We start from the raw sequence: 17,000 nt of genomic DNA, 5'->3' as shown, positions 1-17,000 counted from the left end.
CTCGTTTTTAACGGTTCTTATTATGATGGGTATATTAACTGTTTAGATTATCGTTGATAACGAGAATTTCCGCATACCATAAAGCGACCTTACCTTCACTAACATCGACTTGATAAAGGTGGGAGGGTCGACTAACGCTAAAAGTCTCAATATACGGTAATTTTATTGTGCGCTGCAAAAAGTGTTTGATAACTAGGTAGGCTTTGTCTTATAACTGTTATGTGTAGTGTAGTGGTGACAGGAGACATGCATCATGGAATACGTGCATGAAGAAAGGCTCGATAGGTTACGTGGGATGCTTGTAGGCTTGTCGGTTGGAGATGCCATGGGAGCGCCTGTGGAGTTTTTGTCGCCAGCTATGTTTGAGCCAGTTCATGGATTTCGTGAAGGGGGACCTCACTATCTGCCAGCTGGCTATTGGACTGATGATACTTCATTAGCTTTGTGCACTGCAGTAAGCCTAATACAGAAAAATGGACATGATTCACTTGATCAAATGATCCGATATAGCCGTTGGTATCGAGAGGGGTTTGCCTCATCGACGGGGATGGCCTTTGGGATAGACGAGCAAACGCGCCGTGCCATTGAGCTGTTTGAAGATCATGGTCTTATTTACGGCGAATTATGGCAAACCATGCTGCAAAACCCCTATGGTGCTGGCAATGGCGCCATTATGCGGTTAGCCCCAGTATTAATTCACTACCACCATGATAATGAGCTAGCCGTTCGATATGCTAGTGATAACGCCTTTTTAACCCACCCTGACTCACGGTGTGTAGAAACAAATCAGGTATTTGCGCAGCTAATTCTTAATGTGCTTAATTCGCCACCAGGTTTTGATAAATCCTCTTTGTTGTCATTTGATGCGTTGATCACGCTCTCTATCGAATTGGGTGATGAGCTGATGGCTGTATTGAATGGCAGCTTTCGCTACAAAAATGCCGAGCAACTGAATACTGGCGGACAAGTGGTTAACACGTTAGAGGCGGTCTTATGGGCTTTTTATCATGCCTCTTCTTTTGAAGAGGGGCTGTTGGCATTGGTGAACTTAGGAGGCGACTCCGACACGTTGGGTGCCGTCTATGGACAACTGGCAGGCGCTTATTGGGGGTATAACGCCATTCCTTATGAATGGCGAGCAGGCCTTTTTGCTGAGCCCGTCATTCGGCATTTAGCCGATTGTTTATGTGGCTACTCATCACCCCAGAACGTACAGCTCCCAGATTGGTTATGTTGATCGGGTCTATCGTTTTTCTGTATGAAAGGAGCCTTATTAGGCTCCTTTTTTCGTTCTCCTACTCTTTACGGTGATCCAGTGGTTTGAGGTGTTGCTTAAATGCTTTGTCTTCGTGTTTCTTGATTGACGTAATTAAACTGATGCAAATTAATCCAACCACTATTGCAAATAGCATGAGGAGAGTGGGGCTGTCTGCAAACATAAAGTAGGCCGTAACGTTATCCCATGATAAAAATGATGTTCCCATGATATATCTCCTGCTTGGATTAAATATTCGCCAGTTTATTAGGTACTTCGCTTTGGACTGTTGCGGGTACATTGGCTTCAGGGTAAGGCTTAGCAAGCAGCTCTACCTCGTCTATACCAAGGTCTTCTACGCCTTCAGGGACTCGAAGAATGTTGGCTTTCTTGAGTAGTAAGGAAACGCCATAACCAGGAATAAAGCCGAGTGCGATCATGACGATGGCCGCTATTAATTGCCCGGTAAAGGTTATGTCTGGTAGACCTTGGGCATTAGGAGTGCCATGGGAAAAAATACCGACACATAACAAAGCACTAACCCCTGCAAACCCGTGTACGGCGACGGCACCGACTGCATCATCTAAACCCAAACGCTCTAGCATTTGCGCAAATTTCACAGCACCCACACCGGTGACTGTTGCGATAATAAAGGCGAGTGCAGGGTCATATAAATCCAACCCGGCCGCAACTGATATGATTCCGACCAAGCCACCGGACATCGTCCAAAAGGGATCTCGGGTGGCAAAGTAACAACCGATGATGCCGCCTGAGAAGCCCATTAGAGTGTTGAAGGCAAAAGCAGACAAGTTGGTGGGTGTGTTATATATGGTTGTCCAGCCAGTTTCGCCAGTATTAAAGATGATGCAGCCACCTAAGAAGCCAAAAAAGCCAAAGATGATCATCATTAAACCAATGAGCGTCATTGGAAGGCTATGCGGGGCAATCGTTTGTGCAATCCCTTTAATGAACTTACCTTTGCGAGGCCCTAAGTTGATCAATACACCTAAAGTGAAGAAGCCCGCGATTGCATGTACAACTCCTGATGCGCCTACGTCATGATAGCCCCATTTGGTGAGCAGCCATCCTTCTGGGTGCCATCCCCAAGAGGCGCCTAGTATCCAGACAACGCCTCCCACTAATACCGTCAGTATTAGGAAGGCGCTTACTCTTATTCGTTCAATCACCGCTCCAGATAGTATAGAGCCTGTGGTGGCACCAAAGAGAGCGAAAGCAGCCCAAAAAATACCGGTACCCATTTCATCGAGCTTAGGCCCCATACTCGTAGACCATGGTAAGGCTTCGCTAACTGATGTAGGTATAAAACCAGTGGTGAATGATAGATAGATCCACCACCCCACTAGATAAAACACCGGAATGATCATGGCAAGTGCGAGAATATTTTTAATACCTGCGGCTAAGGCGTTTTTCCCGCGTGAAGCTCCCATTTCATAGGCGAGAAAGCCCGCGTGGATCATTAGCATTAATGCAGTACACCACCAATAAAACACTTCCATATTCATTGATTGGTGCATATCAAGAACAGCTTGCTGAGACTGGACAATAGCGCTTAGGCTTTCCAGTGTGAGTGTTTCAGTGCTCATTGTCTTGTTTCCTCTACTATTGAAATAGGTACTTCAACTAGGTCTAACCATCGGTTAACCACCGTTGTTGCAAAGTTGTCTTGTTGATCCTTATGTTGAGCAAAGCCCTCTTTTACCGTTTTGAAGAGCTCGGCAACACGTGTCTGATCTTGGCTTGGGTTATCGATAAGCTCTCGGTGCGTCCATGTACTGACGATTTCGGGGCTCACCTCGAAGTGACATTGGAAACCGTACGTGTTATCGCCAATACGATACGCTTGGTTAGCCACGTCGGTGCCACTCATTAACCGTATGGCGCCGATCGGCAAATCAAAGGTGTCGGAGTGCATCTCGAATAGGTGTTGATGGCAGGCTAGATCGTGTAGGAGTGGGTCCGTTTGGCAATCGTCTTCAAGTGTTAATTGCGTGAATCCGTATTCTAAAAAGCCTTGGGGTTTCACTTTAGCACCAAAGGCATAGGCTATCGCTTGGCAACCAAGACACGATCCTAAAATGGGTTTCTTGGCTGCATAGAAGCGATGTATCAAAGCAGATAAGTCATCGAAGTAGGGTTTGAGTGCGGGATCATGGACGCTGACTTCGCCACCGAACACGATAAGCGCATCATAGGCTTGTATATCGAAAGGGAAGCCATCGTCCGATCGACGGTAAAACCAGTGCAGAGTACCACCACGTTGTTCGATGACGCGACCTATCGTGCCTGACTCTACAGGGCCATCCATTCCTCCGGCCATAATTGCAATAATATTCATCAGAAAATACCTTTTTCTAAGTAGTCGTCTAGCCCAGGGGTGCGATATCCATCTTCACGCCAAATGATTGGGAAGTAGCTTTCATCAACTTCGTTTGAACCAAATTTCTTATAGCGCCCGTAAATAGGCCCGTTACCTACGGTCATTAAATCAGGGTTAAATTGGATATCTGATTGGAAGCAGTGCATTGCTATAGCGCGCCGCGCGACGTCGGCTTGGTTAATTCGGGATCCATGCCATAACCAACCATCATGGAAGGCGCCTCCCCCGGGTGGAACCACCACAGGAACAAGCTCTAGTTCAAAACCATAGGTTTGTGCCCATTCTCTGACTTCTTTAAGGTCGTCTTCAGGGCCGTGGAATTGCATGATAGGTTTGGCTTCGCCCCATTTATGTGAGCCTTTGATGTATACCAAGGTACCGCCTTCAGCCGTGGTCTGATCCAGAGCTATCCAGCAACTCACTAATGCGGGCTTGTCAATCCAGAGCGAGTACATGCTGTCTTGATGAAAGCCAATAGATCGGCCTTGTGGGGGCTTCCACAGCAAATTGTCGATCATCAAACGCGTGCCCGACCAGCCTCCAAGTTGTGCACAAGCTTGTCCCATATACTCAGATAAAACTTGGCGGGCAACGCCAAGGTCAGACTTCCATGCGTTACAAATTTGCATGGTATAAGGCGGGTTGCCTTGCGGTAAATTAACTTCGTCAGGCTTTATACCCGTCTGGTATTTCCCTTGTTCAAAAATTTCAGTGAAGCGTTCCCGTATTTCAATAGCGTGCTCAGGCTCGATGATTTTATCCACAATAAGGAATCCATCATGTTTAAATTGAGCAACCTGAGCGTCAGTTAATGTGAGCATGTGCGAGTTTCCCCATTAATAAAAAGATAAGTATTCTTTAATTTCCCAATCACTAACTTGCAGGTGGTAACGCTGCCACTCCTCACGCTTTATGCGTATAAAGTTATCGATAAACTCTTCGCCTAGGGCTTCTGCAAAAAAGGGATCTTTTTCTAATTCGTTGATAGCTTCGCTGAGGTTTTCTGGTAGACGATCAACTTGCAGAGTGTTGATTTGCTCGTTAGTTAACGAAAAAAAGTTAATATTGATGGGGTCGGGAGGTGTTAGTTTACGTTCGATACCGTCCAGGCCAGCGGCGATAATGGCTGCTGTCGCTAAGTAGGTGTTCATACTGCTATCGCCAATGCGAATTTCGATACGCCCATAAGGAATTCGAAGCATAGCTGAGCGATTATTGTCCCCGTAGGCGATGTATACGGGGGCCCAACTAGGTCGATCAGGTGTGCCAGATATGAGGCGCTTGTATGAATTAACGCTTGGACACAAAAGTGCAGTCAGCCCTTTTGCATGGGCCATAATGCCCGCAATAAACTGATAGGCTAGTGCAGATAAGCCCATCTGATGGGGGTCGTTGTCATCATTAAAAAGATTTGAGCCTTCACTATCAACCAGTGAGCAATGCACATGCATCCCATTGCCTGTGGTTGTGGCACTGAGTTTAGGTAAAAAGCTGCACAAGGCGCCGTGTTTATTGGCTATTTCCTTAGCGCTCATTTTGAAAAACTGTATGTGGTCAGAGGTTTTTAAGGCTTCGTCATACTTAAAATTTAGTTCGTACTGGCCGTTCGCGTCTTCATGGTCAATTTGGTAAACATCTAAACCGACTTTTGTAAGGGCTGAGTAGAGAGGCTCAATGATGTGAGCGTTGCGAGTGATGCCTTGATAATTGTAGGTGGGCTTTTCTTGATTGTCGGTATCATCATAGGTCGAAACATTCCCTTCGCTATCTTGTTTTAGTAGATAGAATTCAGGTTCGAGCCCGGTCATTAAACGCCAGTTTTTTTGCTGTAATCGTTCACATTGTTCGATGAGTAAATTGCGAGAATCAAGTGCATAGGCGCTATCTCCAACCATGCCAGTACCACGTATTAGTGCGTAACCAGGTAACCAAGGGAGTAAGGTTAGCGTTGTTAGGTCGGCTACTAACATGTATTCGGGGTCTTGAGGCGACATGGTAAAGCCTTGGACGGCGGCACCAGCAAACCCAGCTCCATCGGATACTAAAGAGGCTAAGCAATGAACAGGAACGGATTTGCTTTTGATACTGCCGTGAATATCGACAAATTGTGCCAAAATAAAAGAAACATTGTGCGCACTAAGAAAAGCCTGTGCGGCCTCTAATGCGTTGTGTTCTGGGCAGTTCCAAATACATGAAGCAGAGAGCTCTGGATTAACCGGATTAGAGTGTGTTGTGCAAAGAGGAGGGAAAAGACTACTAATCTGAGACATTGTTTTCATCCTGCGAGTTAGAATGAAAGCAGTATCTCAAAGCTAAAAGGAATAACGTTTTACCCTAGAAGCTGGTTACTTGACATTAGGCGCCATTCTGAGGGGCTGGTATTTTTCCAGCGAAAAAAAGCACGAGTGAAAGCACTGAGTTCTGAGTACCCCAGCCGATAAGCAATTTCAGAAATATTGACGTTGTGATAGCTCAAATAGTAGATGGCCAGTTCTTCGCGCACTTCATCGAGGACACTTTTAAAGGATTGCTGCTCTTGAGCTAACCGTCGTTGCAATGAGCGGGCCGACATATTTAAACGGCAGCAGACAAGATCAAGGCATGCCTCTCCCTGAGGCAAGAGCTCTATGATTTCACTTTTTACCCGTTGGCTAACGGAAAGCTCAGGTAGGTTAACGTTCGCCAACTGCAGCATACTGCCTATGCTGACATTGTTAAGCATAGGATCAGCGTTAGGCATCGTTTGCTCTAACACATCTGCTTTAAACCGGATAAGGTTTCGCTCACGTTGGAATGAAACGTCGCATTTAAAGGCATCGCGATGAGGTTTGGCGTCAACTAGGGCGGGGTGCTGAAAATCAATCGCAAGAGGTGCCCAGTTGGGCCCCATGGCGCGTTTAATCACATTATTGATCATACCTATCGTTAACTCAGCGTCTTGGCGTCGATCCATAATTTCGCCGTCGAGTAAGCGGTACTCAACTTCGCAAATATCTTTCTCAACATAAACATTGAGTAAGCTATTACGCTGGAATACAGGAAAATGGTCACGCATTCCCAGCAATGCCGAGCGTAAATCTGCAGAGGTAATTGCATATAAACCAAACAGCCCTAGCCCCTCTGGTTGAAACTGCTCGCCAAACCATAGCCCAAAGTGTTCATTTCCAGTTGATCGTGCGGCTTCATGCATAGAATTACAGTAGTGTTTCAAGGGGATGTGCTGATTCGGTTGCTCATAGGATCGGCTGTGCAATCCGGAGCGGGACAATACATCGCGGCTTTCACCGCCTTGTGCTGTAATAAACTCTTCCAATCCGACGGTAACCGCGCCAAGTACACTAGACACGCAAGGCTGTTTAGCTAGAGATGCTTTATGTGGGTAGGTTGATTTGACCATGATTGCTTTGCCCGCCTTTGTTACATGGGAGAGTGCAACAAAGATGTAGCAATTTAGATACCAATATATTTAATGGCTAAGTTGCTGTTTTATATATGATGCGGAGGCGAGTATGCTGTTGTGTGCACTGAGTTGGCACACAGCGAGCAACGGGGTGCCCGCTGTGTGTTACCTATTACATAGCTCAGAATATGCTCAGTTTGGCCGAGTTAGACGCTTAATTACTAAACACAACTGTGCGTTTGCCATTTAAGAAGACACGCTTTTCAACATGGTATCTTACGGCGTTAAAGAGCGTGATCCGTTCTATATCTTGTCCCTTAGAGACGAGGTCTTCAGCGTAATGGGCGTGATCAACCGTTTGTATACCCTGTGTGATGATGGGGCCTTCGTCCAAATCGTTGTTCACATAGTGTGCCGTGGCACCTACCATTTTTACGCCTTTTTCCCATGCTTGATGATACGGTTTTGCGCCTTTAAAACCGGGCAGTAATGAGTGATGGATGTTGATAGCTTTGCCGTCAAGCGCGTTGCACATGTCAGGAGACAGCACTTGCATGTAACGGGCTAATACTACAAGGTCGGCGTTGTACTTATCGATCAATTTGAGGATTTCTGCTTCTTGCTGTGGCTTAGTATCTGGTGTGATGGGTAGATGGTAATACGGAATGCCGTGCCACTCGGCCAGCGGCTTTAGATCAGGGTGGTTGGAAATAATCACCGGAATGTCGATTTGTAGTTGCCCCGTGCGGTGACGGTACAAGAGATCATTGAGGCAGTGATCAAACTTAGATACTAAAATAGCAACCTTTGCTCGGTAACCTGGCGGAGTTAGTGACCATGTCATGCCGAATGGTTTGGCTCGCTCAGCGAAGGCGTCATTGAAGCCTGTTTCAGTAAAGGTTTCGTCCTGTGGGTGAAATTCGATGCGTATAAAAAATTGCCCTGAGACGCGATCATCAAAAGAATGAATTTCATCAATGTAATTTCCGCTGTCTGCCATAAAGCGCGTCACAACATCTACGGTTCCAATAAGGCTTGGGCAGTGGGCAGTAAAAATCCAATCATTCGTCAGTTTAGGCATGCTGTGTCCTCATTGGGGTGCGGATTACGTCCGCACCACTAAGCCGTATTCTTGGCTGGCGGCTTGAATCCAGAGCCAGATGTAGTCTGAAAAGCTGCGGCGTATTACGAGCTGATAACAGTTGTCCTCGGTATGGCTGAGGATGGCCGTCGTTTTTGCAAATAACGAACTCGCCACCTTGCCGACAGGGAAAACGCTCGGGTGTACGTCCAGCGACATACTCTTTTTTAGCACATTAACAGCGTCAGGACCGCTTAGTTCGATCAGTGTTTGACCTCCGCTCACGTTAACAATGCTGTAATGGCCCGTAATACAAGCGCGTAATGACTGTTCAACGGCAAAGGCTTGGCTGTTTGGTAAAATAACAAGCCACTCATCAGGGCTGATCCATCGAATAGAGACATCGTGGTGAGTGACCATACTTAACGGCGTAATGGGCAGTGGGATACCTAACACTGACGCACAGCCCTGCATAAAGCTCGTGTTACTTTGGCTCCCTCTGAGTGTGAGATGCCCCAGCAAAGGGAGTTCACGAAAGATGACATTCCCCTGAGCAGGTCCCTGTGACGCATGGGTGGCTAGATCCGCGTGATGTAAGGGGGATTGCCCAGCAACTTCGGGAGGTTGTTGGTTCAAGCTTGCGCAGTGGTGTTCATAAGAAGCGGGTGCTTGCGGTGTATTCAGATCAGACATGCTGGCGTTCCCCTTTAGGATCGAGAAAAATTGGACTGCAAATTTCAGCTTCTATTACGGAACCGTCGCGCTGAGGGTAGTAAACGGTATCGCCTATTTTGTTGAGGCCATCACGAATAAAGCCCATAGCGATGCTATGACCTAAATTTGCGCTGTAGTAGCTGGAGCTAACATGGCCTAGCATTTCCATCGGTACTGCTACCTCTGGCGTGGCAACGGCTTGTGCGCCTTCAGGAATGACTTGGTGTGGATCTTTAGTTTTTAAACCGACCAGCTGTTTACGGTCTTTGCGTAAGTTGTCCTCACGGTGCATACCGCGTTTACCAATATAGCTAAATGGTTTGCCGTCAGACACGCACCAGCTCATACCTAAGTCGTGAGGTGTCACGGATCCATCTGTATCTTGGCCGACAATCACAAAGCCTTTCTCAGCACGCAGAACATGCATGGTTTCAGTGCCGTAAGGTGTTAGGTTGTATTTAGCACCCTGTGCAAACAGTTTTTCCCATACGTGTAGTCCGAAGTTGGCCTGGACGTTAATTTCGTAAGACAGCTCCCCCGTAAACGAGATTCGGAACACTCTGGCAGGAACGCCCGCTACCGTGCCGGCTCGCCAATCCATAAATTTGAACGCTTCTTTATCGAGATCGATATCGTCACATAGTTCAGACAATAACGCGCGTGAGTTTGGCCCTGATATGGTCATCGTTGCCCAATGATCGGTTACTGATGTGAAGTACACTTCAAGCTCAGGCCACTCGGTTTGGTGATAAAGCTCGAGCCATTCGAGGACTCCCGCCGCTCCGCCTGTTGTGGTGGTCATCAAAAAATGGTTCTCACCTAGGCATGATGTCACGCCGTCATCAAAGACCATGCCGTCTTCGTGACACATGAGTCCGTACCGGCATTTTCCAACGGCTAGTTTTGCCCAAGCATTACTATATACGCGCCCTAAGAACTCACGAGCGTCTTTGCCTTGGATATCTATTTTGCCCAAAGTTGATGCATCTAAAATGCCGACGCTGTTACGCGTTGCTTGGCATTCGCGGTTCAGCGCTTCTTGCATGGATTCACCTGCTTTGGGGTAATACCACGGGCGTTTCCAGTTACCTACATCCTCAAATTTAGCCCCGTGTTCTAGGTGCCAGCTATGCATGGCAGTGTAGCGTTCCGGGTCGAATAGAGACTTACAGTGCATACCGGCAATGGCACCAAACGTAACGGGCGTATAGTTTGGGCGGAAGACCGTAGTACCGGTTTCAGGGATGGTTTTTCCGAGTGTTTGGGCGGTGATGGCCATACCGTTAATATTGCCTAGCTTGCCTTGGTCTGTGCCAAACCCTAGCGCCGTGTAACGCTTAACATGCTCGATGGACTCGAAACCTTCGCGTGCAGCTAGTTGGATACCTGCTGCTGTCACGTCATTTTGATAATCAACAAATTGTTTTGGTGCACGAGAAGGCTTTGCTGTATGAGGCACGAGGAATAGCGCCATTGATGCCGCCTCTACCACCGAATCAATCGACACAACCGGACGGTCGGCTGGTGTTTTCTGGCATGCCAAGATCGCTTCTTGTGCGGCGTTGAAGCCTTCATTGATGACATCATTGAGTGCGTAGGTTGCGTTTATGCCCCCAGCGGTGAGTTGTGAGCGGTCTGGTTTTCCCGGTACAAACGCAATTAAGTCATCACGCCATTGCGGGCGGCTACCTGTATGGCAGGATAGGTGGATAACAGGGCTCCAACCACCGGAAGACGCCACTGTGTCGCAGCTCAGCTGTGTAGGTTTACCCGTGACACTATCGCCCATCGCATTAATGGGCGCTACTGATACGCCGGTTACGCGCTTTTTGCCTTGGGTATCAATCACCGCTGATCCGGTAATAACCTTGATGCCTAGCGACTTCGCACGAGAGATCCGGTCTCCTTCGGGGTTTGCGCGAGTATCGACAATAGCAACAACCTCGCGACCGGACTCGTGCCAATCAATAGCCGCTTGATAGGCGTAATCATTGGTTGTCATTAGCACTAGCGATTCACCCGGCACTACGCCAAAGCGATTAATATAGGTTGAAACGGCAGAAGCAATCATCGACCCCGGTAAGTCATTGTTGCCATATACTAGAGGCCGCTCATGCGCACCGGTGGCTAAAATTACTTGATGCGCACGGACCTTATGCATGCGCTGACGTACCTGACCATTTGGCGCTTTATCGCTTATGTGGTCTGTGAGGCGCTGGTGGATGGTTAAGAAGTTATGGTCGTGATAGCCATTCACCGTCGCATGCGTCAGCACGCTCACGTTCGGGTGAGCTGACAAGTTGGCGGCTATATCGCGCACCCAGTCTAACGCGGGTTTACCGTTTATTTGCTCTTTGCTGCTGAGTAACGATCCACCTAATTCGCTTTGCTCATCCGCAATAATGACGCGCAAACCGCTATTTGCCGAAAACAAGGCGGCTGCCAAACCAGCAGGGCCTGCACCTGCGATCATGACATCGCAATGCTGGTTGATATGGTCGTAAGTGTCGGGGTCGGTTTCTAATGGTGATCGTCCAAAACCGGCTGCTTTACGAATGACTTTCTCATACGTTGACCACATAGACTGCGGGAACATAAAGGTTTTGTAATAAAAGCCTGGGGGCATCATCTTCCCGCCGACTTTGCCAATCGCGCCCATCAAATCAAAATTAGCGTTTGGCCAGCCGTTGGTGGACTCGCACACTAAACCATCAAACAGCATTTGTTGGGTGGCACGTACGTTAGGGACTTGAGTTGCTTCGCTGGCTCCTACTTGTAGAATGCCATTGGGCTCTTCAGCGCCAGCCGCTATTAAGCCGCGAGGGCGGCTGTATTTGAAGCTACGGCCTACAATATCAACACCATTAGCCAGCAATGCCGAGGCAATGGTATCGCCTTCAAAGCCTGGGTAGCTTTTGCCGTTGTAGGTAAACGTAACCGGTTTAGCGCGGTTGATTAGGCCACCGGACGGGATGCGGTTTTTCTGAGTCATCGGGGCTGCTCCTTAAAGGGCATCAGCGGTGAACTGAGGCTGTTGGCCTATCAAGTACACCTCTTTAATCTCGTAGGTTACGGTGTCGCGTGTCATGTTAAAAAATTTGCGACATCCCGCGCTGTGGTACCAAATTTCGTGGCGTAACCCTTTAGGGTTAGGGCGAAAATACATATAGTTTCCCCACTCGGCATCGCTGCAGGTGTCTGGGTCGAGTGGACGTACAATATGCGCTTGGCCCTTGGCGTGAAACTCATCTTCTTCGCGGTATTCCGCACAATGAGGGCAATAGATATGGAACATATGTTGTCTCCTAACCGCTCGTTAGTGCGCCACGCCAGCGGCGCCGTGCTCATCAATTAATTTGCCGCTGTGGAAGCGGAACATAGAAAATGGTTCGGCCAGTGGATGAGCTTTGCCTTCGGCCAACGTGGCTGCAAACACATGACCAGAGCCAGGAGTTGCTTTAAAGCCGCCTGTGCCCCAGCCGCAGTTAAAGAACAAACCACCTACCGGTGTTTCTGAGATAATAGGACAAGCGTCTGCCGTGGTATCTACAATGCCACCCCATTGTCGGTTCATGCGTACCCGGCTGAAAATAGGAAACATCTCAATAATGGCTTGGATGGTATGTTCAATAGTGGGATATGACCCGCGTTGGCCATAACCTGTGTAGCCGTCAATACCGGCACCAATGACCAAATCGCCTTTGTCTGATTGCGACACATAGCCGTGCACATGATTGGACATAACCACGCAATCGATAATCGGTTTGATAGGTTCAGATACCAGTGCTTGTAGGGGGTGGGATTCCAACGGTAAATCAAAGCCTGCCATTTTTGCTAGCGTGCTTGAGTTGCCGGCGGTGACACAACCTACACGATCAGCCATGATGACGCCGTGTTGCTTAGTCTTAACGCCTTTCACAATGTTGTTCTCGATCACCATATCGATCACTTCGCACTGTTGTATTAAGTCGACACCCAGTGCATCCGCGCCACGGGCATAACCCCAAGCCACGGCATCATGGCGGGCGTTGCCGCCTCGGCGTTGTACAGATGCACCTAAAATGGGATAGCGCGCACTCGGTGAGCAATCAATCGCAGGGATCTCTTTTTGCACTTGTTCAGCGTCTAGCATCTCGTTATCAATACCTTGTAAGGCGTTGGCGTAAACGAGTCGCTCGTTGCTGCGCATGTCTTGCAACGTATGGCACGTATGGTAAACGCCGCGCTGAGAGAACATCACGTTGTAGTTAAGATCCTGAGACAGGCCTTCCCATAGTTTCATGGCGTGTTCATATAAACGTGCTGACTCATCCCACAAGTAGTTGGAGCGGACAATGGTGGTATTACGTGCCGTGTTGCCGCCACCTAACCAGCCTTTTTCGAGCACGGCAATGTTAGTAATACCGTGCACTTTCGCTAGGTAATAAGCTGTGGCTAGCCCATGGCCGCCGCCACCCACGATGATGATGTCGTATTTTTTCTTGGGCGTAGGGTTACGCCACTGGCGTTGCCAGTTTTCGTGGTGGGTTAGGCTGTGTTTTAACAGTCCAAAGCCTGAATAATGCTGCATTGTGTCAGCTCCCTAACGGCCCGCTCGGCGGGTATGTAAAGACGGTCGATAGCGAAAGAGTTAGCAGTACCTATCGCATTAGAGCGATGGTAGCCGTGGGGTGGGTTAGGCTAATGTGTCGCAGCGCCTTAAGAATGTCCGAAAACGACAGAGGGAGAAGAACGATTAGTATGTATTTACCCGAACCTTAGATACGTCCCGCTTCATTCGTTTGCATTGGAGCGATAGACATTCACTAAACCGAAACGCTTTGTTGCGCGTTTTAAAGCACCTGCACATAGCAGTTTTTCGTGGAACTAAGTAACATAATGCGAATCATTATCTTTATCGTTGTTTTGTTGGGCCTTATTTCTTATCAAAAGGATTGATCGCTATGTTACCGGTGTCACGTTTAATACGTTCTGTTTCTATTGTTGCCTTAACGGCTAGCGCTTTGTTGTCTGTATCGCTTGTGCACGCCGATGATGAGCGAACCTTGTCCACAAAGTTTGGTGACGTAACTCTATCTGGCGATCCGCAACGCGTTGTTGTACTGGAAGATGAAGCATTGGATACGGCGTTGGCGCTAGGTCTTAAGCCTGTGGCTACTTTAGCTACTCGAGGAGGCAGCGGTGTACCAGCGTATCTACAAGAGCGTGTAGGTGATATTAAAATTGTAGGTAGCATCCGAGAGCCCAATTTGGAGGCTGTTTTTGCGGTGAAGCCTGATTTAATTATTGCTTCGAGCAATTTAGATAAAAGCCTTTATGAAAAGCTTAGTATGATGGCGCCGACCGTTGTCCCAGAGATTGCTGTTGGCACTCCGTGGAAGGAATCTGTCGCGTTTTTTGGTAAAGCGCTTAACCGTGAAGAGCAAACCCAGCAACGGTTAGACGCCATCACTCAAAGAATGGCTGAACTCAAGGGTAAGCTACCTGAGAATACAGTGTTATCAGTAGTGCGTTGGAATCCACAAGGCCCTATCGTAATGTCCGATAAACTATTTGCTGGCCAGATTTTAGCCGAGGTGGGTTTGAAATCTCCTGCGATAGCGGGTGAGCTTGAAGGGCGACCTCACAGTGACATTTTAAGCTTAGAAAACCTATCCCAAGTGGATGGGGATTGGTTGTTTTTGGCAACGCTCAACAGCGATGGTCAAGCCGCACTTGAAACGGCTAAAGAACAACCCGCGTTTAAGCGTCTCCAAGCCGTCGTTAATGGTAAGGCTGTTGCGGTTGATGGGCAAATCTGGTCGAGTGGGTCGGGTATGATCGCGGCGGACTCTGTTCTCGATACGCTTGCTGAGCATTTAGTGCCTTAGGTCGATGCACTTCGGGTGCGCCGGTCAGCCGGCGCGGTTGATAATTCCTGTTAGTAGTATGTCATGCCTTTTGCTTCAAAAGATCCTGAACCGGGATCAGCTTCCAAACATCCTGATATAGGGACTGTCGCAACACCAATACGGCCAGGCTTTGTTATGGAGTCTGGCCGATGCTTGTTAGTCCCAATCCTAATCGCACTGATCATTTTATGTTTGGCGACACTGTCTAGCTTTTTGGTAGGGGCGGGTGACGTAACACCAAGTCGTGCGTTAGCGGCGCTGTTTGGGGCTGCTGATGAGGAGGCTCATTTTGTAGTGTTTGAGCTGCGCATGGTAAGAACGCTCTTGGGCGTTACCGTGGGTATTGCTTTGGGGGCTGCTGGATCTTTACTGCAAGCGGCTACGCGTAACCCTTTAGCTGAACCCGGTTTGTTGGGTGTGAGTGCGGGTGCCTCATTTGCTGTGGTAGTGGCTATTAGCTTAGGTTCTAGTGCCGCCGGGTTGCATATTTGGGTGGCCGTCGCAGGTGCCTTGGGAGGGTGCCTATTAGTACTGTTGGTATCTCAGGTACGCGGGGTAGGTGATGACCCTGTACGTTTAGTGTTGGCTGGGGCTGCTTTTTCGTCGATGTTAATGGCTATGACGACCCTGTTACTATTATTTGATCAGCGCACGGCTGATGAGATCCGCTTTTGGATTATCGGTGCATTGGGGGGACGCTCGGCAGAGATTCTCTCTTGGACCGCGCCGATGATTTTATGCTCTTTGATTGTGATGTTGGTGTTGGTTAGGCCGCTAGCGTCATTGGCTTTGGGCGAAAAAATAGCAACAGGATTGGGTCACAATCCGCGGTTAACACGGTTGCTGACGTTAATAGTGGTCGCTTTCCTAGTCGGCGCTGCAACCGCTGCCGCAGGGCCCATTGCATTTATTGGTTTGATTGTCCCGTTTGCAGCGCGTGCTTTGGTTGGTACTGATATCCGCCGCGTATTGTGGATGGCTGTGTTGCTTGGCCCCTCGTTAGTGTTGGTGGCTGATGTGTTATCTCGGCTCGCTGTAAGGCCTTATGAGCTGCCAATCGGTGTGATCACCGCCATTATTGGCGCGCCGGTTCTTGTCGCGGTTGTGCGCAGCCAGAGGATGCCCAGCTTATGAGCTTTAATCTAGGTTCTAAGGCCTCATGCTCACCGTCAGTACTGCATGATTTTTATCGTTGGCACTGGCGCGATTACAGCTTTTTAATACTCAAGCGCGGCTTGTGGAGTGCTGTCGGCTTATGGCTTTGTTTGTTAATGCTCACCGGACTAAGCCTGTCTTCGGGTAGTCAATCGCTTACGCCATTGCAGGCGCTCTTAGCTGCATTTGGGGTAGGGGAGCCGATGAACGTATTTTTAGTGCAGGAGCTACGTTTACAAAGGCTGGTTGCCGGACTTTTAACAGGTTTTGCGTTTGGTATATCCGGATGTTTGTTGCAAACCTTGGCGCACAACCGTCTAGCCACGCCAGGTATTATCGGCATAGATGATGGCGCTACGGCATTTGCGGTGGCCTCTATTGTGGCCGTTCCCACCTCTTTGGCTCCGCCGATGTTAGCGCTGGGCGGCGCGGCTACGGCCGCTGCCCTGTCGTTTGGTTTAAGTGGAGGGAGCGGCGCACGTGGCTATCGTTTTATTGTTGTGGGGATTGGTGTCGGTGCATTATTTGGTGCGTTAACTAACTTAATGTTGGCTCGAACGGATATCGATAGCGCTAATGCGGCTTATCCGTGGACGGTCGGTAGCTTGAATGCGAGGACGGACGGTCCCATTTGGGCTCTAGCCGTGGGCATCATGGTGTGTTTGCCTCTTATGGGCTACCTCGCAAGGCAGTTAAATACCCTTCGGTTTAGTGAAGCGGTGGCTTGCGGGTTAGGTGTTCATTTAAAGCGCTCTCGTATGCTAACGCTGATAGTCGCCGTGCTACTGACCGCCTTGGCTGTCGCTGTGGCTGGGCCTGTGGGTTTAATCGCACTCGTCGCCCCTGAACTAGCACGCTATTTAAATAGTTATAAGTCGGTACCGCTAATCAATGCCGGTTTAGTCGGTGCGATCACTATGGTGGCGACAGACTTGGTAGGCCGCACGGCGTTATCGCCTATCGAAATCCCCGTTGGGGTGATAACTGCCGTAGTAGGAGGGCCTTACCTGTTATGGATTTTATTGAGGCCCGACCGTCGTTAGCGGTTGATGCTTGGTTGTATCACCTATCGCTCATTAATAGTTATCACAAATAAAGCAGTACTT

Annotated in this window: 15 protein-coding genes; 4 read left to right on the top strand and 11 right to left on the bottom strand. The window is 48.7% G+C overall.

What is annotated here, in order from left to right; all coding sequences use genetic code 11:
• The first annotated feature begins 253 nt into the window (after positions 1–253).
• Complete coding sequence (locus BS617_RS13045; protein ID WP_075173213.1) at positions 254–1,237, top strand: ADP-ribosylglycohydrolase family protein; 984 nt, start codon at positions 254–256, stop codon at positions 1,235–1,237.
• A 58-nt stretch (positions 1,238–1,295) separates the two neighbouring features.
• Here BS617_RS13045 and BS617_RS13040 read toward each other — a convergent pair whose 3' ends face one another.
• The 11 genes from BS617_RS13040 to BS617_RS12990 form a co-directional block, all read right to left on the bottom strand.
• Positions 1,296–1,484 carry a hypothetical protein gene (locus tag BS617_RS13040; protein WP_075173212.1) on the bottom strand — a complete coding sequence of 63 codons (189 nt, stop codon included), beginning with the start codon at positions 1,482–1,484 and terminating at the stop codon, positions 1,296–1,298.
• 19 nt (positions 1,485–1,503) lie between these two features.
• Positions 1,504–2,859 (bottom strand): ammonium transporter, encoded by a 1,356-nt coding sequence (locus BS617_RS13035; RefSeq protein WP_075173211.1) that lies wholly within the window; start codon positions 2,857–2,859, stop codon positions 1,504–1,506.
• Positions 2,856–3,611, bottom strand: a complete 756-nt coding sequence (locus BS617_RS13030; RefSeq protein ID WP_075173210.1) for a type 1 glutamine amidotransferase — start codon at positions 3,609–3,611, stop codon at positions 2,856–2,858. Before BS617_RS13030 ends, BS617_RS13035 begins: the two co-directional genes overlap by 4 nt.
• Entirely contained in the window at positions 3,611–4,474 is an 864-nt protein-coding gene (locus BS617_RS13025; RefSeq protein WP_075173209.1) for a phytanoyl-CoA dioxygenase family protein, read from the bottom strand. The genes BS617_RS13030 and BS617_RS13025 overlap by 1 nt, the downstream gene beginning before the upstream one ends.
• Before the next feature lie 15 nt (positions 4,475–4,489).
• Complete coding sequence (gene glnT / locus BS617_RS13020) at positions 4,490–5,923, bottom strand: type III glutamate--ammonia ligase (RefSeq protein ID WP_083610034.1); 1,434 nt, start codon at positions 5,921–5,923, stop codon at positions 4,490–4,492.
• A 59-nt stretch (positions 5,924–5,982) separates the two neighbouring features.
• Complete coding sequence (qhpR, locus tag BS617_RS13015) at positions 5,983–7,050, bottom strand: AraC-like transcriptional regulator QhpR (protein WP_075173208.1); 1,068 nt, start codon at positions 7,048–7,050, stop codon at positions 5,983–5,985.
• 217 nt (positions 7,051–7,267) lie between these two features.
• Positions 7,268–8,134 carry a formyltetrahydrofolate deformylase gene (gene purU / locus BS617_RS13010; protein WP_075173207.1) on the bottom strand — a complete coding sequence of 289 codons (867 nt, stop codon included), beginning with the start codon at positions 8,132–8,134 and terminating at the stop codon, positions 7,268–7,270.
• Between the two features lie 24 nt (positions 8,135–8,158).
• Positions 8,159–8,827 (bottom strand): sarcosine oxidase subunit gamma, encoded by a 669-nt coding sequence (locus tag BS617_RS13005; protein ID WP_075173206.1) that lies wholly within the window; start codon positions 8,825–8,827, stop codon positions 8,159–8,161.
• Positions 8,820–11,840, bottom strand: coding sequence for a sarcosine oxidase subunit alpha (locus BS617_RS13000; RefSeq protein WP_075173205.1), 3,021 nt, complete (start codon positions 11,838–11,840; stop codon positions 8,820–8,822). Before BS617_RS13000 ends, BS617_RS13005 begins: the two co-directional genes overlap by 8 nt.
• Before the next feature lie 12 nt (positions 11,841–11,852).
• Positions 11,853–12,143: a sarcosine oxidase subunit delta gene (locus BS617_RS12995; protein WP_075173204.1), complete on the bottom strand. Its 291-nt coding sequence runs from the start codon at positions 12,141–12,143 to the stop codon at positions 11,853–11,855.
• Positions 12,144–12,164: 21 nt separating this feature from the next.
• A complete protein-coding gene (locus BS617_RS12990; protein ID WP_075173203.1) occupies positions 12,165–13,418 on the bottom strand; it encodes a sarcosine oxidase subunit beta family protein in 1,254 nt (417 codons plus the stop codon).
• A 373-nt stretch (positions 13,419–13,791) separates the two neighbouring features.
• Between BS617_RS12990 and BS617_RS12985 the strand changes: the two genes are divergently transcribed.
• From BS617_RS12985 to BS617_RS12975, 3 genes are all read left to right on the top strand, one after another.
• On the top strand, positions 13,792–14,718 hold the full coding sequence (locus BS617_RS12985; protein ID WP_075173202.1) for an ABC transporter substrate-binding protein: 927 nt from the start codon (positions 13,792–13,794) through the stop codon (positions 14,716–14,718).
• Between the two features lie 156 nt (positions 14,719–14,874).
• A complete protein-coding gene (locus BS617_RS12980) occupies positions 14,875–15,873 on the top strand; it encodes a FecCD family ABC transporter permease (protein ID WP_075173201.1) in 999 nt (332 codons plus the stop codon).
• Complete coding sequence (locus tag BS617_RS12975; RefSeq protein ID WP_083610033.1) at positions 15,870–16,937, top strand: FecCD family ABC transporter permease; 1,068 nt, start codon at positions 15,870–15,872, stop codon at positions 16,935–16,937. The genes BS617_RS12980 and BS617_RS12975 overlap by 4 nt, the downstream gene beginning before the upstream one ends.
• The last annotated feature ends 63 nt before the right edge of the window (positions 16,938–17,000 follow it).

It is taken from the genome of Neptunomonas phycophila (assembly GCF_001922575.1).
Taxonomy (GTDB): domain Bacteria; phylum Pseudomonadota; class Gammaproteobacteria; order Pseudomonadales; family Balneatricaceae; genus Neptunomonas; species Neptunomonas phycophila.
The sequence above is the reverse complement of the archived record's forward strand: the minus strand, read 5'-3'. Positions and strand labels throughout refer to the sequence as shown.

What these genes read in the sequence shown, in the direction of transcription:
- BS617_RS13045 (WP_075173213.1), top strand. Translation starts at nt 254, where the DNA reads ATGGAATACGTGCATGAAGAAAGGCTCGATAGGTTACGTGGGATGCTT.
- BS617_RS13040 (WP_075173212.1), bottom strand. Translation starts at nt 1,484, where the DNA reads ATGGGAACATCATTTTTATCATGGGATAACGTTACGGCCTACTTTATG.
- BS617_RS13035 (WP_075173211.1), bottom strand. Translation starts at nt 2,859, where the DNA reads ATGAGCACTGAAACACTCACACTGGAAAGCCTAAGCGCTATTGTCCAG.
- BS617_RS13030 (WP_075173210.1), bottom strand. Translation starts at nt 3,611, where the DNA reads ATGAATATTATTGCAATTATGGCCGGAGGAATGGATGGCCCTGTAGAG.
- BS617_RS13025 (WP_075173209.1), bottom strand. Translation starts at nt 4,474, where the DNA reads ATGCTCACATTAACTGACGCTCAGGTTGCTCAATTTAAACATGATGGA.
- glnT (WP_083610034.1), bottom strand. Translation starts at nt 5,923, where the DNA reads ATGTCTCAGATTAGTAGTCTTTTCCCTCCTCTTTGCACAACACACTCT.
- qhpR (WP_075173208.1), bottom strand. Translation starts at nt 7,050, where the DNA reads ATGGTCAAATCAACCTACCCACATAAAGCATCTCTAGCTAAACAGCCT.
- purU (WP_075173207.1), bottom strand. Translation starts at nt 8,134, where the DNA reads ATGCCTAAACTGACGAATGATTGGATTTTTACTGCCCACTGCCCAAGC.
- BS617_RS13005 (WP_075173206.1), bottom strand. Translation starts at nt 8,827, where the DNA reads ATGTCTGATCTGAATACACCGCAAGCACCCGCTTCTTATGAACACCAC.
- BS617_RS13000 (WP_075173205.1), bottom strand. Translation starts at nt 11,840, where the DNA reads ATGACTCAGAAAAACCGCATCCCGTCCGGTGGCCTAATCAACCGCGCT.
- BS617_RS12995 (WP_075173204.1), bottom strand. Translation starts at nt 12,143, where the DNA reads ATGTTCCATATCTATTGCCCTCATTGTGCGGAATACCGCGAAGAAGAT.
- BS617_RS12990 (WP_075173203.1), bottom strand. Translation starts at nt 13,418, where the DNA reads ATGCAGCATTATTCAGGCTTTGGACTGTTAAAACACAGCCTAACCCAC.
- BS617_RS12985 (WP_075173202.1), top strand. Translation starts at nt 13,792, where the DNA reads ATGTTACCGGTGTCACGTTTAATACGTTCTGTTTCTATTGTTGCCTTA.
- BS617_RS12980 (WP_075173201.1), top strand. Translation starts at nt 14,875, where the DNA reads ATGGAGTCTGGCCGATGCTTGTTAGTCCCAATCCTAATCGCACTGATC.
- BS617_RS12975 (WP_083610033.1), top strand. Translation starts at nt 15,870, where the DNA reads ATGAGCTTTAATCTAGGTTCTAAGGCCTCATGCTCACCGTCAGTACTG.